14 protein-coding genes are annotated in these 16,991 nt (G+C 72.8%); 5 read left to right on the top strand and 9 right to left on the bottom strand.

Annotated elements, in window-relative coordinates; genetic code table 11:
- Window positions 1-116: 116 nt before the first annotated feature.
- The 3 genes from OG389_RS18235 to mshD all read right to left on the bottom strand — a co-directional run bounded on the left by OG389_RS18235 (window position 117) and on the right by mshD (window position 4,655).
- A complete protein-coding gene (locus tag OG389_RS18235) occupies window positions 117-1,073 on the bottom strand; it encodes a CHAD domain-containing protein (RefSeq protein ID WP_328299555.1) in 957 nt (318 codons plus the stop codon).
- The gene (locus OG389_RS18230) at window positions 1,054-3,384 is read right to left on the bottom strand and encodes an RNA degradosome polyphosphate kinase (protein WP_328299554.1); all 2,331 of its coding nucleotides are present in this window, start codon (window positions 3,382-3,384) and stop codon (window positions 1,054-1,056) included. The genes OG389_RS18235 and OG389_RS18230 overlap by 20 nt, the downstream gene beginning before the upstream one ends.
- 338 nt (window positions 3,385-3,722) lie before the next feature.
- On the bottom strand, window positions 3,723-4,655 hold the full coding sequence (gene mshD / locus OG389_RS18225) for a mycothiol synthase (protein WP_328299553.1): 933 nt from the start codon (window positions 4,653-4,655) through the stop codon (window positions 3,723-3,725).
- A 176-nt stretch (window positions 4,656-4,831) separates the two neighbouring features.
- Here mshD and OG389_RS18220 point away from each other — a divergent pair, with 176 nt between their 5' ends.
- Window positions 4,832-6,655: a bifunctional metallophosphatase/5'-nucleotidase gene (locus tag OG389_RS18220; RefSeq protein WP_328299552.1), complete on the top strand. Its 1,824-nt coding sequence runs from the start codon at window positions 4,832-4,834 to the stop codon at window positions 6,653-6,655.
- A gap of 62 nt (window positions 6,656-6,717) precedes the next feature.
- Here the strand turns inward: OG389_RS18220 and OG389_RS18215 are convergent, their stop codons facing one another.
- A complete protein-coding gene (locus OG389_RS18215; protein WP_328299551.1) occupies window positions 6,718-7,503 on the bottom strand; it encodes an alpha/beta fold hydrolase in 786 nt (261 codons plus the stop codon).
- A 123-nt stretch (window positions 7,504-7,626) separates the two neighbouring features.
- On the opposite strand from OG389_RS18215, the gene OG389_RS18210 reads away from it, so the two are divergent.
- Both OG389_RS18210 and OG389_RS18205 read left to right on the top strand, forming a co-directional pair.
- Window positions 7,627-8,196: a TetR/AcrR family transcriptional regulator gene (locus OG389_RS18210; protein WP_328299550.1), complete on the top strand. Its 570-nt coding sequence runs from the start codon at window positions 7,627-7,629 to the stop codon at window positions 8,194-8,196.
- Between the two features lie 137 nt (window positions 8,197-8,333).
- The gene (locus OG389_RS18205) at window positions 8,334-9,275 is read left to right on the top strand and encodes a phosphatidylinositol-specific phospholipase C (protein ID WP_443059439.1); all 942 of its coding nucleotides are present in this window, start codon (window positions 8,334-8,336) and stop codon (window positions 9,273-9,275) included.
- Here the strand turns inward: OG389_RS18205 and OG389_RS18200 are convergent.
- The 5 genes from OG389_RS18200 to OG389_RS18180 form a co-directional block, all read right to left on the bottom strand.
- Complete coding sequence (locus OG389_RS18200) at window positions 9,255-10,694, bottom strand: sensor histidine kinase (RefSeq protein ID WP_328299549.1); 1,440 nt, start codon at window positions 10,692-10,694, stop codon at window positions 9,255-9,257. The two genes, OG389_RS18205 and OG389_RS18200, sit on opposite strands and share 21 nt — an antisense overlap.
- Window positions 10,691-11,422 carry a response regulator transcription factor gene (locus OG389_RS18195; RefSeq protein ID WP_328299548.1) on the bottom strand — a complete coding sequence of 244 codons (732 nt, stop codon included), beginning with the start codon at window positions 11,420-11,422 and terminating at the stop codon, window positions 10,691-10,693. Before OG389_RS18195 ends, OG389_RS18200 begins: the two co-directional genes overlap by 4 nt.
- Before the next feature lie 52 nt (window positions 11,423-11,474).
- Window positions 11,475-12,740, bottom strand: a complete 1,266-nt coding sequence (locus OG389_RS18190; RefSeq protein ID WP_328299547.1) for a S1C family serine protease — start codon at window positions 12,738-12,740, stop codon at window positions 11,475-11,477.
- Window positions 12,741-12,889: 149 nt separating this feature from the next.
- Window positions 12,890-13,912 (bottom strand): LacI family DNA-binding transcriptional regulator, encoded by a 1,023-nt coding sequence (locus OG389_RS18185; RefSeq protein WP_328299546.1) that lies wholly within the window; start codon window positions 13,910-13,912, stop codon window positions 12,890-12,892.
- Between the two features lie 70 nt (window positions 13,913-13,982).
- Complete coding sequence (locus OG389_RS18180; protein ID WP_328299545.1) at window positions 13,983-14,765, bottom strand: response regulator transcription factor; 783 nt, start codon at window positions 14,763-14,765, stop codon at window positions 13,983-13,985.
- 469 nt (window positions 14,766-15,234) lie between these two features.
- Here OG389_RS18180 and OG389_RS18175 point away from each other — a divergent pair, with 469 nt between their 5' ends.
- The gene (locus tag OG389_RS18175; RefSeq protein ID WP_328299544.1) at window positions 15,235-15,489 is read left to right on the top strand and encodes a MoaD/ThiS family protein; all 255 of its coding nucleotides are present in this window, start codon (window positions 15,235-15,237) and stop codon (window positions 15,487-15,489) included.
- A gap of 10 nt (window positions 15,490-15,499) precedes the next feature.
- Window positions 15,500-16,924, top strand: a complete 1,425-nt coding sequence (locus tag OG389_RS18170) for a hypothetical protein (RefSeq protein WP_328299543.1) — start codon at window positions 15,500-15,502, stop codon at window positions 16,922-16,924.
- Window positions 16,925-16,991 lie beyond the last annotated feature (67 nt).

The raw sequence follows: 16,991 nt of genomic DNA, 5'->3' as shown, positions 1-16,991 counted from the left end.
CCGGGGTAAGTGAACGGATGGTGAACCGTGGCGGGCGGGGCGGTGCGTCCGGACGGGTTCACCGTCGCACGTCATCTCCTGTTATCCCACCGTTACCGCAACGTGACCGACGCGGCTCACGCGGCGGCCCGGCTGGAATCAGCCAGCTGCCAGATGTGCTGGAAGGTGAGCCGGGAGGCCTCCACCTCGTGCCGCTGGTCCGCGTGCAGCACCCCCAGGGCGTAGGCGGTGGCCGGGGCGATGCGAGGGGTGCGGGCGGCCGTGGCCGAGGCGGCGGCGGCCTCCGCGGCGTCGCGGTGGCGGGTCAGGGCCTCGCCCGCGGCCGTCAGCCGGGCCACGTCGTCGCCCAGCGCCTCCCGTGCGTACCGGTGGACCCGCAGGAGACGGCGCACCTCGTTCCACGAGCCGTCGTGGTCCGCGTCGTACGGGTGCGAGGGCGAGGGTTCGGGCAGGGAGGCGACCGCCGTGAACAGGCGGGAATGAGCCACCTCCGCCAGTGGGACCAGTACGTCGTCCACCCGGCCCCGGGCCGCGACGGGATCCAGCGGCACCTCGGAGGCCAGTACCGCCACCGCGTCCGCGACCGCGTGGAAGCGGGAGGAGCCCAGCGCCTGCAGGGTCGCGGAGTGCGCCCGCGTACGGGCCAGCGTCAGCTGGCGCTCCAGCAGCGCGCCCGCCCGCGCCGAGCCCACCGTCAGCTGCCCCGCCGTACCGCGGGGGGCCGGCACCTCGGGGCTCCCCGACAGCCGGTGCAGCGCGTCCATCAGCCGCGCCAGCCGGGCGGCGTACGCGTGCTCGTCGGCCAGCGTCGCCGAGAGCCAGACCAGCTCCGTGCGCAGCGAATCCGCCCAGGAGGAGTCGGCCACCGCCCTGAACGTGGACAGCGAGGAGGAGATGCGGCGCGCGGCGCCCCGCAGGCCGCGCGCCGCCTCGCTGCCCTCGGCGGTCCCGTTCGCCGCGCCTTCCTCGTGCAGGCGCAGCCCGCGGAGGAAGGCGGTGGCCTGCGACCGCAGGTACGTACCGAGTACGGTGCCTGCCGCCGTCGCGGTCAGGTCATGGTTTGGCTGAGCCACGCCGGCGCCTCCGGGCGTCAATGAGCATCTCCTGAACGTGTTGCAGGGGCTGGCCCTCGCCGTCGGTGCTGTGCCGGGTCCATTCGCCGTCCGGGCCCAGGTGCCAGGAGGTGGTGGAATCGGACATCCCGGTCGCCAGCAGCCGGTCCAGCGCCGCCCTGTGGGCCGGGTCGGCGACCCTGACCAGTGCCTCGATACGGCGGTCGAGGTTGCGGTGCATCATGTCGGCGCTGCCGATGTACACCTCGGGTTCGCCGCCGTTGCCGAAGGCGAAGACCCGGGAGTGCTCCAGGAAGCGGCCGAGGATCGAGCGGACCCGGATGTTCTCCGAGAGCCCGGGGACCCCGGGGCGGATCGCGCAGATGCCGCGGACCCAGATGTCGATGGGCACACCGGCCTGCGAGGCCCGGTAGAGGGAGTCGATGAGCGCCTCGTCGACGATCGAGTTCATCTTGAGGCGCACGTAGGCGGGGCGGCCGGCCCGGTGGTGGGCGGCCTCCTTGTCGATCCGGGAGACCAGGCCGTCGCGCAGTGAGCGTGGAGCCACCAGCAGCCGGCGGTACGTCTCGCGGCGCGAGTAGCCGGACAGCCGGTTGAAGAGGTCGGAGAGGTCCGCGCCGACCTGCGGGTCGGCGGTGAGCAGGCCGAGGTCCTCGTAGAGCCGTGCCGTCTTGGGGTGGTAGTTGCCGGTGCCGACGTGGGAGTAGCGGCGCAGCGTGTCGCCCTCCTGGCGGACGACGAGCGACAGCTTGCAGTGGGTCTTGAGGCCGACGAGCCCGTAGACCACGTGGCAGCCGGACTCCTCCAGCTTGCGCGCCCACTTGATGTTGGCCTGCTCGTCGAAGCGGGCCTTGATCTCGACGAGTACGAGGACCTGCTTGCCGGATTCGGCGGCGTCGATCAGGGCGTCCACGATCGGGGAGTCACCGGAGGTGCGGTACAGCGTCTGCTTGATGGCGAGGACGTCCGGGTCGGCGGCGGCCTGCTCCAGGAAGGCCTGCACCGAGGTGGAGAAGGAGTCGTACGGGTGGTGCAGCAGCACGTCCCGTTCGCGCAGCGCGGCGAAGATGTCGGGCGCCGAGGCGGACTCGACCTCGGCGAGGTCGCGGTGCGTGCCGGCGACGAACTTCGGGAACTTCAGCTCGGGCCGGTCCAGCGAGGCGATCCCGAAGAGCGCGGTCAGGTCCAGCGGACCGGGCAGCGGGTACACCTCGGAGGGGTTGACCTTCAGCTCCTGCACGAGGAGGTCCAGGACGCCGGGGTCGATGGACTCCTCGACCTCCAGGCGCACCGGCGGGCCGAAGCGGCGCCGCATGAGCTCCTTCTCCAGGGCCTGCAGGAGGTTCTCGGCGTCGTCCTCCTCGACCTCCAGGTCCTCGTTGCGGGTCACGCGGAACATGTGGTGCGCGAGCACCTCCATGCCCGGGAACAGCTCCTCCAGGTGCGCGGCTATGACGTCCTCCAGCGGGACGTAGCGCTGCGGGGAGGCCTCCAGGAAGCGGGAGAGGAGCGGCGGGACCTTGACGCGGGCGAAGTGGCGGTGGCCGCTGACGGGATTGCGTACGACCACGGCCAGGTTCAGGGAGAGGCCGGAGATGTACGGGAACGGGTGCGCGGGGTCCACGGCCAGCGGGGTGAGCACCGGGAAGATCTGGTTGCGGAACAGGGTGAAGAGGCGCGCCTGCTCCTTCTCGGTGAGGTCGGGCCACCGGATGAGGTGGACGCCCTCCTCGGCGAGCTGCGGGGAGATGTCCTGCTGGAAGCAGGCGGCGTGGCGGGCCATGAGCTCGCGGGAGCGGGTCCAGATCAGGTCGAGGACCTCACGGGGCTGCAGGCCCGAGGCCGAACGGGTGGCGACGCCGGTCGCGATGCGGCGCTTGAGGCCGGCGACGCGGACCATGAAGAACTCGTCGAGGTTGCTCGCGAAGATCGCCAGGAAGTTCGCGCGCTCCAGGAGCGGGGTGGCCGGGTCCTCGGCGAGTTCCAGCACCCGCTCGTTGAAGGCGAGCCAGCTGCGCTCCCGGTCGAGGAAGCGGCCCGGGGGCAGCTCACCGGATTCCTTGTCCTCGTAGGCGTCCAGGTCCGCGTCGAGATCCGGTTCGAGATCGACGTGCGGGCGGTGGGCGGCTATGGAGCCCAGGCGGGCGTGGGCGCCTGTGGCCGCGCGCGCGGCGACGGCCTCGGGGGAGGCGGCGGCGGCGGCCGCGCGCGCGGAGACGTCCGCTGCCGTGGGCGCGGACGGGGACGCGAACTTGTGCGGCGGCTGCTGGGAGGGAACCTCGGAGGGGGCTGCGCTGGGCTGGTGGCTCATGACTCCATTGTTCCGCGCACGCGGCAGGACAGGCGCGTCGGAAGTGTCGGCCGTCAGTCGGAGTCGGGGCTGCATGGGGTCAGCTTCGCGAGCGTGCATTAATGCCCGGTTAATGGCGTGTGGCTTCCGGGGGCCGGGCGGGAGGCTGCGCCGTGCGGGTGGCCGCGCCGCGGGGCGGGGTGGGTACGGGGCTGCGCCCGGGGCTCCGGGGGCTCTGCCCCGGACCCCGCGGCTCGAACGCCGGCGGGGCCGGATCCGGCCGGGGCCGGCCTGCGCGCGTGCGACCCGGAGGGGCTGGGGACGGGCTGCCGGGGCCGGTCCCCGGCCCCTCCGGGGTCTCAGCTCTCCGTGCGGTACATCAGGTCCACCTCGTGGGTGGTGAAGCCGAGGCCCTCGTAGACGGCCAGGGCCGCCGGATTGTCGGCGTCCACGTAGAGCATCGCGGTGGGGAGGCCGGCGGCCGCCAGGTGGCGCAGGCCGGTCGCGGTGAGGGCCTTGCCGAGGCCGCCGCCCTGCGCGCCGGGGCGTACGCCGAGGACGTAGACCTCGCCGAGCCGCTGTTCGGCGTGGACCTTCGTCCAGTGGAAGCCGATCAGTTCGCCGTCGCGCTCCGCGAGGAAGAAGCCCTTGGCGTCGAACCAGGGCTGCGCGATGCGGTCGTTGAGGTCCCGCTGGGTGAGCGAGCCCTGCTCCGGGTGGTGGGCGAAGGCCGCCGCGTTCACGGCCAGCCAGGCGGCGTCGTCGGAGCCGGGCACGAAGGTGCGTACCGTCACGCCGGACGGCAGGACGGCTTCCGGCAGCGGGTCCGCGCCCTGGCCCAGCGGGCGGCGCAGCTGGCGCAGCTCGCGGAAGAGGGTCAGGCCGAGCACCTGCGCGAGGTGGCGCGCCGCGGACTTGCCGCCGTGCGCCCACACCCGGATCCGCTTGCCGGAGGCCGCCAGCAGGGCGGTGCCCAGGGCCCGGCCGTGGCCGCGCCCGCGCAGCGCGGGGTGTACGACGAGCTCGGCGGCGGGGGCCTCCACCGGGTCCGTGTCCTCCAGTTGCCCGTATCCGGCGAGCCGGCCCTGCTCGGTGAGCAGGAAGTGCCGGATCCCCTCGCGCGCTCCGCCGCGCAGCTGGAGCCGGCCCTGCTCGGACACGGCGGTGGTGCCGTCGGTGCGGGCCGCGTCCTCGATCAGGGCGAGGACGGCGTCGGCCTGCTCATCCGTCAGTTCGTCGAGGGTCTGGATCTGCCGTCCCGGCTCCAGGACCACTGCTGTGTCGTCAGTCATGGAGCCGAGCCTACGACCACGGTGCGGACCTGGCGGGGTGCGGCCCGGGTGGCCGGTCGGGTACGTCTTCTGCACGTAACCAGCTCGATACCCAGTACCCCCTGTCGAGCTACGCGCGTTGACCTTAGGCTGCGGCAGACCTCCCAATCTGTACCGCTGTCCACAAAGGGGACTAAATGTCAGCGACGCCACAACGGCACCGCCGAGCCCGCCGGTTGACCCTCACCGCCCTCGCCGTCACGACGGCCGCCGGTGCGATGGTCGCCGCCGCCCTCCCGGCCGGAGCCGCGAGTGGTGGGGGTGACGGCCAGGACCACGGCCGCACCGTCGACGTCCAGATGCTGTCGTTCAACGACCTCCACGGCACGCTGGAGCCCCCGCAGGGCTCGTCGGGCACCGTGACCGAACGTCAGGCCGACGGCACCACCAAGGCCATACCCGCGGGCGGCGCCGAGTACCTGGCGACCGGTCTGCGCGAGGCCCGCAAGGGCCACCCGTACTCCGTCACCGCGGCGGCCGGAGACATGATCGGCGCGAGCCCGATGGTGTCCGGCCTCTTCCACGACGAGCCGACCATCGAGGCGCTCAACGACCTGAAGCTGGACGTCACCAGCGTCGGCAACCACGAGTTCGACGAGGGCAAGACCGAGCTGCGCCGCATGCAGTACGGCGGCTGCCACCCGGTCGAGGGCTGCTTCGAGTACGGCAAGACCTTCGGGGGCGCGGACTTCAAGTACCTCGCGGCGAACGTCGTCGAGGACAAGACGAAGCGCCCGCTGATGAGCCCCACCTTCGTCTGGAAGAAGGGGGACGTGAAGATCGGCTTCATCGGCGTCACCCTGGAGGGCACGCCCGACGTCGTGACCGCCGACGGGGTCAAGGGCCTCAAGTTCGGCGACGAGGTCGAGACGATCAACAAGTACGCCGAAGAGCTGAACAAGCAGGGCGTGAAGTCGATCGTGGCGCTGATCCACGAGGGCGGCCTGCCCGCGAGCGGCGCGTACAACTACGACTGCGACGCGCCGGGAGCCGGCGCCGGGATCTCCGGTGCCATCGTCGACATCGCGAAGAACGTCTCGCCGAAGGTCGACGCCCTGGTCACCGGCCACACGCACCAGGCGTACGCGTGCAACATCCCCGACCCGGCGGGCAACCCGCGCACGGTCACCTCGGCCGCCTCGTACGGCCGGCTGTTCACGGACACCAGCCTCACGTACGACCTGAAGACCAAGGACATCGTCCGTACGCCGGTCAGCTCCCCGAAGCCGGTCCAGAAGGTCGTCAACCGCGACCAGCCCAAGGCTCCGGACCTGACCGCGCTGATCCAGCGCTGGAACGCGCTGGCCGCGCCGATCGCGAACCGTCCGATGGGCTGGATCGCGGGCGACATCCCGGGCCGCGGCTCGGAGGCGTACGAGAAGCCGCTCGGCGACGTGATCGCGGACGCGCAGCTGGAGGCCCTGGCCCCGGCTGCCAAGGGCGGCGCCCAGCTCGCCATCATGAACCCGGGGGGCATCCGCGCCGACCTCGCCTACAAGGCGGCGGGCGCCGAGGGCGACGGGGTCGTGACCTACGGAGAGTCGTACACGGTCCAGCCGTTCACCAACATGATGAACGTCGTGGACCTGACCGGCGCCCAGCTGATCACCGCGCTCCAGCAGCAGGTCAGCGGCCCGGTCAACGGCCCGAACCCGAAGATCCTGCAGATCTCCAAGGGTCTGACCTACACCCTGGACACCACCAAGGCGGGCGTGGACCGCATCGTCGTGGACTCCGTGAAGCTCAACGGCGCGGCGATCGACCCCGCCAAGACCTACCGGGTCGCGATGAACGAGTTCCTCGCGGGCGGCGGTGACGGCTTCACGGTCCTGAAGGACCACAAGAACAAGCTGGTCGGTGCCTCCGACCTGGACTGCTTCAACGCCTACCTGGCCGGGCACTCCTCGGCCGCCGCGCCGCTGGCCCCGCCGGCCGCGGACCGGATCACGGTCATCAAGTAACACCGGCAACCCCTGGAGGGGCGGCGGGCCGTCGGCCCGCCGCCCCTTCGGCGTGCGGGCTTCTACGCGAGGTCGGCCAGGAAGGTGCGGACGGCCTTCTCGAAGCCCTCCGGGTCCTGGAAGGGCACGAAGTGCTCGGTGTCGAGGCCGACGTACGAGGTCCCGGGCCGCCGGGCGACCATCGCGTCGGCCAGCTCCCGCGGGAGCACGTCGCTGCGCAGTCCGTGGATCAGCAGTGCCGGGCAGCTGCTCGCGAGCCAGACGTCCCAGCGCGAGCCGTCGCCCTCGGCGAGGGTGGCCAGGGTGGCCCCGGGGTGGAACGGCAGCCGCCAGCCGGCGCCGTCGTCCAGTGGGCGCAGGAAGGGGCCGATGCCCTCGCCGAGCGGGCCGAGCGCGGCCACCAGCTCCTCACGGGTCGGCGCGGTGTACGGCAGGGCGTGCAGGAAGTCCCAGAAGGACGGGCCGTCCTGGCGCGGGCTCTCCACCGGGGCGTCGACGTTGACGAGGGCGGAGACCAGGTCGGGCCGGGCGGCGGCCAGGTGGTAGGCGTTGATCCCGCCGAGGGAGAAGCCGAGCACGGGCACCGGGCCGCCGGGGGCGAGGTGCTCCAGCAGGGCGGCGGCGTCGGCCACGTAGCCCTCACGGCTGTACTCGGGGGCCAGGCCGGAATCGCCGTGGCCGCGCTGGTCGGGGGCGATGACGCGCCACTCGTCCGCGAGGGCGGCGGCCAGGGCGGTGAAGTGCGCGCCCTCGGAGAGTCCGCCGTGCAGGGCGAGCAGCGGGCGGCCGGCCCCGCCGAAGTCCAGGTAGGACAGCGTGCGGTCGTCGATCTTCAGCTCGTGGCGCATGGCGTTGTTCTCCCCTGTGTTCCGGTCGCTGCTTCGGTGATCAGCCTGCCAGGAATTGGGCAGGTGCGCAATACGCTCGTGTAGGGCGGTTGCCCAAAACCTGGGCGCGGATACGATCCCGGCATGGGAAATCGCGAAGACCTGCTGGCCGGAGCCCGGCGCTGCCTGGAGGAGAAGGGCTACCTCCGCACGACCGTGCGCGACATCGCCTCGGCGTCGCAGGTGAGCATGGCCGCGATCGGCTACCACTTCGGGTCCCGCGAGGTGCTGCTCAACGAGGCGCTGTTCGCGGCCATGGATGAGTGGGCCGCGGGCTCCGGCCGGCTCGCCGGTCAGGGCGACACCGTCCGGGAGCGCTACGCCGACACGTGGGACCGGAAGATCCAGGACTTCGGCGACATGCGGTGGCTGTGGATCGCCTCCGTCGAGGCCTTCGTGCACGCGCAGTCCTCGCCGGAACTGCTCGCGATCCTGGCCGAGGGGCAGCGCCGCAACCGCCGCATGGTGGCCGCGCAGCTGCGCGGAGTGCCGGAGGAGGCGGTCACGGAGGAGGACGTACGGAGTCTCGGGTCGGTGCACCTCGCGCTGCTGGCCGGGGTCATGGTGCAGTCCCTGACCGACCCGGAGCACGCGCCGGACGGCCGGTCCATCGCCCAAGGGCTGCGCACGATGGCGGAGTTGCTCGAAAGCTGATGCCTACCCGTGGGTAGCGATGGCTGGCTCCCGCACGCCATAATCCGGGCCACCACTGGGTCGGCAAAGGGGCGGGCATGGGCGTGGGCACGGGCATGGGCGTGGGCATGGGCGTGGGCGTGGGCGTGGGCGTGGGCATGGGCGTGGGCATGGATGCCGGCGCGGGTACGGGTACGGGCGCGGGGCTGCGGCGGCGCGGCTTCCTGGCGGCGGCGGCCCTGGGCGGTGCGGCCCTGCTCGGCGCGGGCGCCGGGACGGCCTCGGCCGCCACCGGGGCCACCGCCACCACCGCGAGAACCCTCGGCACCCAGGACTGGATGGCCGGGATCGGTGACTCCACCGCCCTGCAGCGGATGACCATCCCCGGCACCCACGACTCCGGCGCCCGCCAGGGCGGGCTCTACGTCGCCTGCCAGAACACCTCCATCGCCGAACAGCTCGACTCCGGGATCCGCTTCCTCGACGTCCGCTGCCGGGTGACCGGCGGCTCGTTCGCGATCCACCACGGCGCGTACTACCAGAACCTGATGTTCGGCGACGTACTCGTCGCCTGCTGGAACTTCCTCGCCGCGCACCCCTCCGAGACGGTGCTGATGCGGCTCAAGCAGGAGTACTCCGAGGAGAGCGACGCCACCTTCCGCGCTGTCTTCGACGACTACCTGAACAACCGCGGCTGGGCCCCGCTGTTCAGGACCGCGAGCTCCGTGCCCACCCTCGGGCAGGTGCGCGGCAAGGTCCTGCTGCTCCCCGACAACGGCGGTCTGCCCGGCGGTCTGCGCTACGGCGACGGCAATGTCTTCGACATCCAGGACGACTACATGGCCGAGCCCTTCGGCAAGCGCGGGAAGATCGAGAACCAGTTCCGCAAGGCCGCCCAGCAGCCCGGCAAGTTCTTCATGAACTACACGAGCACGGCCGCGGCCCTGCCGCCCCGCTGGAACTCCGACCGGCTCAACCCGCAGGTCCACGCCTTCGTCGACGGCTCGGAGCTGGCCGGCCGGACCGGGCTCGGGATCGTCCCCATGGACTTCCCCAACACCCGCTCCGGCCTGGTCGCCTCACTGATCCGGCACAACTGACGGCTGCGCCGGCGGCGGAGCCGGGGCTCCTGGGATGCGGAGCACCGCCTCCGCGCCCGGCCCGCCGTCGCGCGGCGCCCGCAGCTCGGCGGTGCCGCCCGCGCGCAGCACCGTACGGGCCACGATGGACAGCCCGAGGCCGCTGCCGGGCAGGGCGCGGGCGGACGGGGAACGCCAGAAGCGCTCGAAGACGTGCGGGAGGTCGTCGGCCGGGATGCCGGGCCCGCGGTCCCGTACGGTCAGCTCCCCCGCGCGCAGCGAGACGGTGACCGCGCCGCCCGGCGGGCTGAACTTCACCGCGTTGTCCAGGACGTTGACCACCGCCCGCTCCAGGGCCGCCGCCTCGCCCCGTACGTACCAGGGCGCCAGGTCCGAGTCGAACTCCAGCTCCGGACCGCGCAGCCGGGCCCGCGACAGCGCGGCGCCCGCGATGTCGTGCAGGGCCACCACCCCCAGCGGGCCGGGAGCGGCCGCGTCCGGACGGGACAGTTCCTGCAGGTCACCGATGAGCGAGGCCAGTTCCGTCATCTGCGCCTTGACCGAGGCCAGCAGCTCCTTGCGGTCCTCGGGCGGGATGGCCCGGCCGGTCTGCTCGCTGCGCGCCAGCAGCTCGATGTTGGTGCGCAGCGAGGTGAGCGGGGTGCGCAGCTCGTGGCCGGCGTCCGCGATCAGCTGGGCCTGGCGCTCCTGGGAGGAGGCGAGCGCGGCCGTCATCGAGTTGAAGGAGCGCGACAGGCGGGCGATCTCGTCGTCGCCCTTGTCGGGGATCCGGACGGTCAGGTCCTCGGTGCGGGCGATGTGCTCGACGGCGCCGGTCAGTTCGTCGACCGGACGCAGCCCCGTACGGGCCACCCACAGGCCGGCCGCGCCCGCGCCGAGCACGCCGACGCCGCAGACGAAGAGCAGGACCCAGGCCAGGGTGGACAGCGGTTCTGTGATGTCCGAGAGGGGTTTGGCGACCGAGATCGCGGCGTTCTGGACGCCCGGCCCGGAGGACAGCTCCACGGGCTGGGTGTAGATGCGTACGGGGGTGCCGTCCGTGGTCCTGCCGTCGTACAGGCTCGCCCCGCGCAGGCCCTTGGCCACTTCGAGGTCGTAGTCGGAGACCGGGAGGGTGTTCTTGCCGTCCACCCAGCAGCGCCCGCCCGTGGACAGCACGATCTGCACCTGCGCGCTCAGGTTGTTCTCGAAGGGGCCCGGCACCTTCTCCTGGCAGCCGAGCCGGTTCAGCGTCTGGCTGGCCTGCGCCCTGGCGTTGGTGGAGCGCAGCGAGCTGTTCAGCTGTTCGTTCAGCTGCGTGCGGACCATGAACCAGCTGACGCTGGCGACTGCCGCGACGGCGAGCGCCACCGCGACCGTGACGAGCAGGGCCAGGCGGGAGCGGAGCGGGAGCCCGCGGAATCTGGCGGCGGGACTCACTCGGGCCCGCCCTCGCCCGCGCGCAGTACGTAGCCCACCCCGCGCACGGTGTGGACCAGGCGGGGCTCGCCCCCGGCCTCGGTCTTGCGGCGCAGGTACATCACGTACACGTCCAGGGAGTTGGAGCTGGGCTCGAAGTCGAAGCCCCACACGGTCTTGAGGATCTGCTCGCGTGTCAGGACCTGGCGCGGGTGCGCGAGGAACATCTCGAGCAGGGTGAACTCGGTACGGGTCAGCTCCACCGGGCGCCCGGCGCGGGTCACCTCGCGGGTGGCGAGGTCCATGCGCAGGTCGCCGAAGGTCAGTGCGTCCTCGGGGTGGCCGTCACCGGCGGTGGGGGCGGCGTAGGAGCTGCGGCGCAGGAGGGCGCGGACGCGGGCGAAGAGCTCGTCCAGCTCGAACGGTTTGACCAGGTAGTCGTCGGCGCCGGCGTCGAGGCCGGTGACCCGGTCGCCGACCGTGTCGCGGGCCGTCAGCATCAGGACCGGCGTGGTGCTGCCCGCGGCGCGCAGCCTGCGGGCAGCCGTCAGACCGTCCATCCGGGGCATCTGGATGTCCAGGATGATCAGGTCGGGGGCGTACGAGGCCGCCTTGTCGAGGGCGTCGAGCCCGTCGACGGCGGTCTGTGTGCCGTACCCCTCGAAGGCCAGGCTGCGGCGCAGGGCCTCGCGTACGGCCGGTTCGTCGTCGACGACGAGGATGCGCTGCTGGTCGCCTTCGGCGGTCATACGGGTCCCCCAGTGGTGGTGGTCGGTCTCCTACCAGGCTCGCACGGGCGGGCTAGAAGGAAGTCCCGAAACCGTTGGAGGCGCTGCCGCTGTCGTTGTCGCCGCTGCCCGTGCCGCCGGGGCCGCCCTTGCGGAGGGAGGGCAGGTCGGCCTTGATCGTGTTGACCGGGATGGCGAAGCCGAGGCCCACGCTGCCGGCGGAGCCGCTGCCGCTGGAGGGGGAGTAGATCGCGGAGGGCATGCCCACGATCTCGCCGTTCATGTTGACGAGGGCGCCGCCGGAGTTGCCGGGGTTCAGGGAGGCGTCCGTCTGGATGGCCTTGTACGAGGTGGTGTCCGAGCCGGTGTCCCCGTTGAACTGCTGGCCTCCGTAGGAGAACGGGTATCCGCCCTGGGGGGACTGCTGCTTCTCCGACTTGGGGACGTTCACCTCGCGGTCCAGCGCGGAGACGATGCCGCTGGTGACCGTGCCGGTGAGGCGGTCGGGGGAGCCAATCGCGACGACGTTGTCACCGACCTTGAGGTTGTCGGAGTTGCCGAGGCTGGCCGGCTTGAGGCCGCTCGCGCCCTCCAGCTTGATGAGGGCGAGGTCCTTGTCGGGGTCCGTGCCGACGATCTTCGCGTTGTACTTCTTGCCGTCGCTCATCGTCACCTGGATCTGGGCGGCGCCGTCGACCACGTGGTTGTTGGTGACGATCTCGCCGTCGGCGGTGATCACGACGCCGGAGCCGGTGCCCTGGCCGGACGAGGTTCGGGTGTCGATGCGGACGACGGAGGGGCTGACGTTCTCGGCGACGCCGGAGACGGTGCCGGTGTTCGACTGGGAGATGGTGCTGCCGTTGATGCCGGTGCCGCCGCCGCTGGACTTGTTCAGCATCTGCTGGACGGCGGCCGCCGTTCCGCCACCGACCACCGCGGCCGCGAGTGCCACGGCGGCGAGGAGGGCGACGGGGCGCTTGGCCCGGGCGTGGCCCTGCGGGGCGGCGGGGGCGGGGGCCGCCGGGGCGTCGCCCCAGGAGGCCCAGCCGCCGTTGCCGTTGCCGCCGTTGCCGGCGCCGCCGCTCCCGTCGCCGGCCTGGGGGACGGCCTGGGTGACGGCCTGGGGGACGGTCTCACCCTGGATGACGGGGGGCTGGTGCGCCTCGTGCCAGCCGGGGGCCGGGGCCGGGGCTGCCGGGGGGTAGGCGGGCGGCGGGGGGTAGGCGGCTTCCTGTGCGAGCCGGTCACGACCGCGCTGCCAGTCCCCACCCCAGGGGGCGGGCTGCTCGGAGCGGTTCTCCTGGGGGTACTCGCCTTCGCGGCGGAAGTTCTCGGTCATGGATACGACTGTGTCCGCGGATCATGAGAGCTTCCTGAGTCCCCGCTGAGAAGCCCGACAGAACCGTGTATGCCCGATATAAGTTCCGCGCGGTTGAGGTCGCGGTGCGGCCCCTGCCGTCCCGCCCGGCAAGATCCGAAAGGGACGGCCTAGCGGCAGCCGCAGGAGCGGCGGACCACCAGGGCCGAGGGGAACTGCTTCAGGCGTTCGCGACGGGAGCCGGCCACCCGCAGGGAGTCGTCCAGGACCAGGTCCACCGCCGCGCGGGCCATCGCCGGGCGGTCCGAGGCGATCGTCGTGAGCGGCGGGTCCGTCAGGGCCGCCTCCTTCACGTCGTCGAAGCCGGCCACGGCCAGCTCGCCCGGCACGTCGATGCGCAGCTCGCGCGCCGCCCGCAGTACGCCGATGGCCTGGTCGTCCGTCGCGCAGAAGATCGCCGGGGGCCGGTCCGGGCCGGCCAGGACCTCCAGGGCGACCTTGTAGGCGTCGTAGCGGTTGTACGGGGCCTGGAAGAGCCGGCCCTCCACCGAGCGGCCGGACTCGAGCATCGCCCGCCGCCAGCCCTCGACGTGATCGGCCACCGGGTCGCCGACCTCGGGAGTGTTCTCGACGCCGCCCAGGCAGGCGACGTACGGGTGCCCGTGCTCGAGCAGGTGCCGGGTGGCGAGCTGGGCGCCGCCGATGTCGTCCGTGACGACGGCGACGTCGTCGATCGCCTCCGGGCGCTCGTGGAGGAGGACGACGCGCGCGTCCCACGCCTCGATCTCCGTGGCCGCGCGCTCGCTCATGCCCTGGCTGACCAGGATCAGCCCGGAGACCCGCATGCCGAGGAAGGCCCGCAGGTAGTGGACCTCGCGCTCGTCGCGGTAGTCGGAGTTCCCGACCAGCACCATCTTTCCGCGCTCGGCGGCGGCCTGTTCGACCGCGTGCGCCATCTCCGCGAAGAACGGCTGGCGGGCATCGGGGACGATCATGCCTATGAGGTCGGTGCGCCGTGAGGCCATCGCCTGCGCGACCCGGTCCGGGCGGTAGCCCAAGTCCTTGATCGCGGCGAGGACACGCTCGCGCGTGGCCGGGGCAACCGGCCTGGGTCCGTTGTTGATGACGTAACTCACGACGGCGGTAGAAGTACCCGCAAGTCGTGCCACGTCATCCCGCGTCACCTTGGCCACGCGCGGAAGTCTACGCGGGGTGACCTACCTCTGGGCAGGGCGTCCGGAGGAGGTCGTTCCCACAGCCTTCCTAGTCCATCCGGGTGAGCGCCGCGGCAGCCTCCCGGGCGGCCTGGGCAGCCGTCTCCGCGGCGGCCTTCGAGGCCGCCTGCGCCGCCGCTTCCGCCGCCGCCCGTTCCACCTTCTCCGGGGTGACGAAGCGGTACCCGACGTTGCGGACGGTACCGATCAGGGACTCGTGCTCGGGCCCGAGTTTCGCGCGCAGACGCCGTACGTGCACGTCCACGGTCCGGGTGCCGCCGAAGTAGTCGTACCCCCAGACCTCCTGCAGCAGCTGGGCGCGGGTGAAGACCCGGCCGGGGTGCTGCGCGAGGTACTTGAGCAGCTCGAACTCCTTGAAGGTGAGGTCCAGGACCCGTCCCTTCAGTTTCGCGGAGTACGTCGCCTCGTCGACCGACAGGTCGCCGTTGCGGATCTCCATCGGGGAGTCGTCCGAGCCGAGCTGCTGCCGGCCGGTGGCGAGCCGCAGTCGTGCTTCGACCTCGGCCGGTCCCGCGGTGTCGAGGAGGACGTCGTCGATGCCCCAGTCGGCGGTGACGGCCGCGAGGCCGCCCTCGGTGACGACGAGGATCAGCGGACAGCCGGGGCCCGTGGAGCGGAGCAGCTGGCAAAGCGACCGCACCTGCGGCAGGTCGCGGCGGCCGTCGACGAGGATCACGTCGGCGCCCGGGGTGTCCACGAGGGCGGGGCCCTCGGCGGGCGCCACCCGGACGGTGTGGAGCAGCAGGCCGAGGGCGGGCAGCACCTCGGTGGACGGCTGCAGGGCATTGGTCAGGAGCAGGAGTGAGCTCATGCCCGACCACCTGCCCGGGTCGGGCGGTGGGGTGCGCGCGGATGCGCGTGCACGGTTCGCTGGTCCATCACGTCGGTTCCTCCTCGGTCCCGTCGAGGACTTTCGCGGCACTGCTTCGTACGACTTGCCTGGTGTCCGCCCGGTCCCCGCGCCCTGAGGTCCGGAGGGACACCACTGTTCTCGGTCCGTTCAACGTGCTGAAAGCACAAAAGGACCCGGGGGCTACGTTGCCCGGATCCTCTCGCCAGCAGAATAGCCCACCTTGCCGGGCGGGGCCGAGGCTTCGGAGGTGCCCTCTTCTGTGGTTCCCACCACCTCCCGGCCCCGCTCGTGCCCCGGTTTCACCGGATCGGTGGACCTGGTACGGGCCGCCTGGGCGCATGAGGGGTGCGCGGGGGCACGCCGGGATCGGGGGCGCGAGGGGTCATGATGGAGGCCGACGGCAGAGCGCCGACGAGAGGAGCGTGCAGTGGCAACCGGAACCATCCGCTACTGGGCGGCGGCGAAGGCCGCGGCCAGGACGGCGGAGGAGCCGTACTCGGCGCGGACACTGGCCGAGGCGCTCGACGCCGTGCGGGAACGCCACCCCGGGGAGCTGACCCGGGTCCTGCTGCGCTGCTCCTTCCTCGTGAACGAAGAACCCGTGGGCCTGCGCCCGCACGATTCCGTCGAGCTGACCGAGGGGGGCACCGTCGAGGTGCTCCCGCCGTTCGCGGGCGGGTGAGCGGAGTCCGATGAGCACGCCCGAGGAACAGCAGCGGCAAGAGCGGCAGCGCCAGCAGCAGGAGCAGCCGGATCCCTACGGGACCCAGACCTGGCAGTCCCCGACGTGGGACACCCAGTACCAGCCGGTCCAGGCCCCGCTGGACGGCGTACCGGCGCAGTATCCGGTCGAGCACCCCGGTGAGCACCCGGCGGCCCCGGCTCCGGAGGGCTGGTTCCGTGAGGAGCAGCAGCCGCAGGGTTCCGTCCCCGGGGCCGTCCCCGGCCAGGAGTGGGCGCAGCAGCCGTACGCGGATCCCTACGCGGAGCCGTACGCGCAGCCCTACACGGACGCCTATACCGCTCCGGCCCGTCCGCAGGTCTCCGCCCCGGACCACTGGTTCCGCGACGAGCCGCAGGCCCGGCCCGCGCCGCGGCCCGAGCCGGCGCCGCAGCAGTGGGGCGAGACCGCCCATCTGCCTCCGTACCCCGGGCCGGCCGACCCGCTCCAGGACCAGCACCCGGCCCCGGCCCCGGCTCCCGGCCAGGAGTGGGCGGAGCCGGCCGCGTACCTCCCGCAGCAGGCGGCGGAGTTCCCGGACCCCGCCCCGGCGCCCGCCCCGGCCGCGGTGGCCGGCGAGCCCGTCGCGGAGGAGGAGCCCGCCTGGTCACCGCCCACCCTGGCCGGCAACACCCTGCGCGCCGTGGATCCGGCCCAGGCCCGCGCCGAAGGCCGCTCGCCGATCATCGACCCCGGTCCGCAGGCGGCCGTACTGACCGCCGCCCTCGGGCTGCTCCTCGCGGCCGCCGCCCCGTTCGGCGCGCTCGCGCTGCTCGCGCCCCTGATCGTCCTGCAGGGGCTCACCGCGGCCGGCTGGTTCCGGCTCAACGGCATGTGGCCGGCCCGTCAGGGCATCGTCCTGGCCTTCGCCGGAGCCGTCGTCGCCGATGTGGCGGTGCTCGCGGTGGACGAGGCGTACGGGCCCGGCGCGATCATCGGCACGCTCGGCGCCTGGGTGCTGCTGACGCTGGTCCTCCAGCTGCGCAGCCGCGCGGAGCCGGACGAGCGTATGTACGGGCTGATGGCCTCCGTGGCCTCGGCGGCGCTGGCCATCGTCTGCGCCGGGTTCCTGGCGGCCGGGTCGGCCGCCGCGAGCGTGGGCGCCGCCGCCGTCGCGGTGGCCGTCTTCGCCCGGGCGCTCCCGCTGCCCACCGCTGCCTCGGTCGGCGTCTCGCTGGCCGCGGCGGCCGGTGCGGGCATCGCCGTGGGCGGGCTGACGTCCGTCGGAGCGGGCGGTGCGCTGATCGGACTGGCGGCCGGGGTGTGCGCGCTGATCGGGCTGCGCGTGGCGGCGTACGACTACCCGTCGAAGTTCGTCCACATGACGGCGGGTGTCGCGCTGCCGCTGGCCGTGGCGGCTCCGGCGGTCTACCTGATCGGCCGGGTGGTGGGCTGAGGCCCGACCCCGCGCCCGGCGGCACCACCGCCACCCACCCCCCGATGGCATGTTCACGGCGCCCTGA

Source organism: Streptomyces sp. NBC_00435 (assembly GCF_036014235.1).
Lineage (GTDB): Bacteria > Actinomycetota > Actinomycetes > Streptomycetales > Streptomycetaceae > Streptomyces.
The sequence above is the reverse complement of the archived record's forward strand: the minus strand, read 5'-3'. Positions and strand labels throughout refer to the sequence as shown.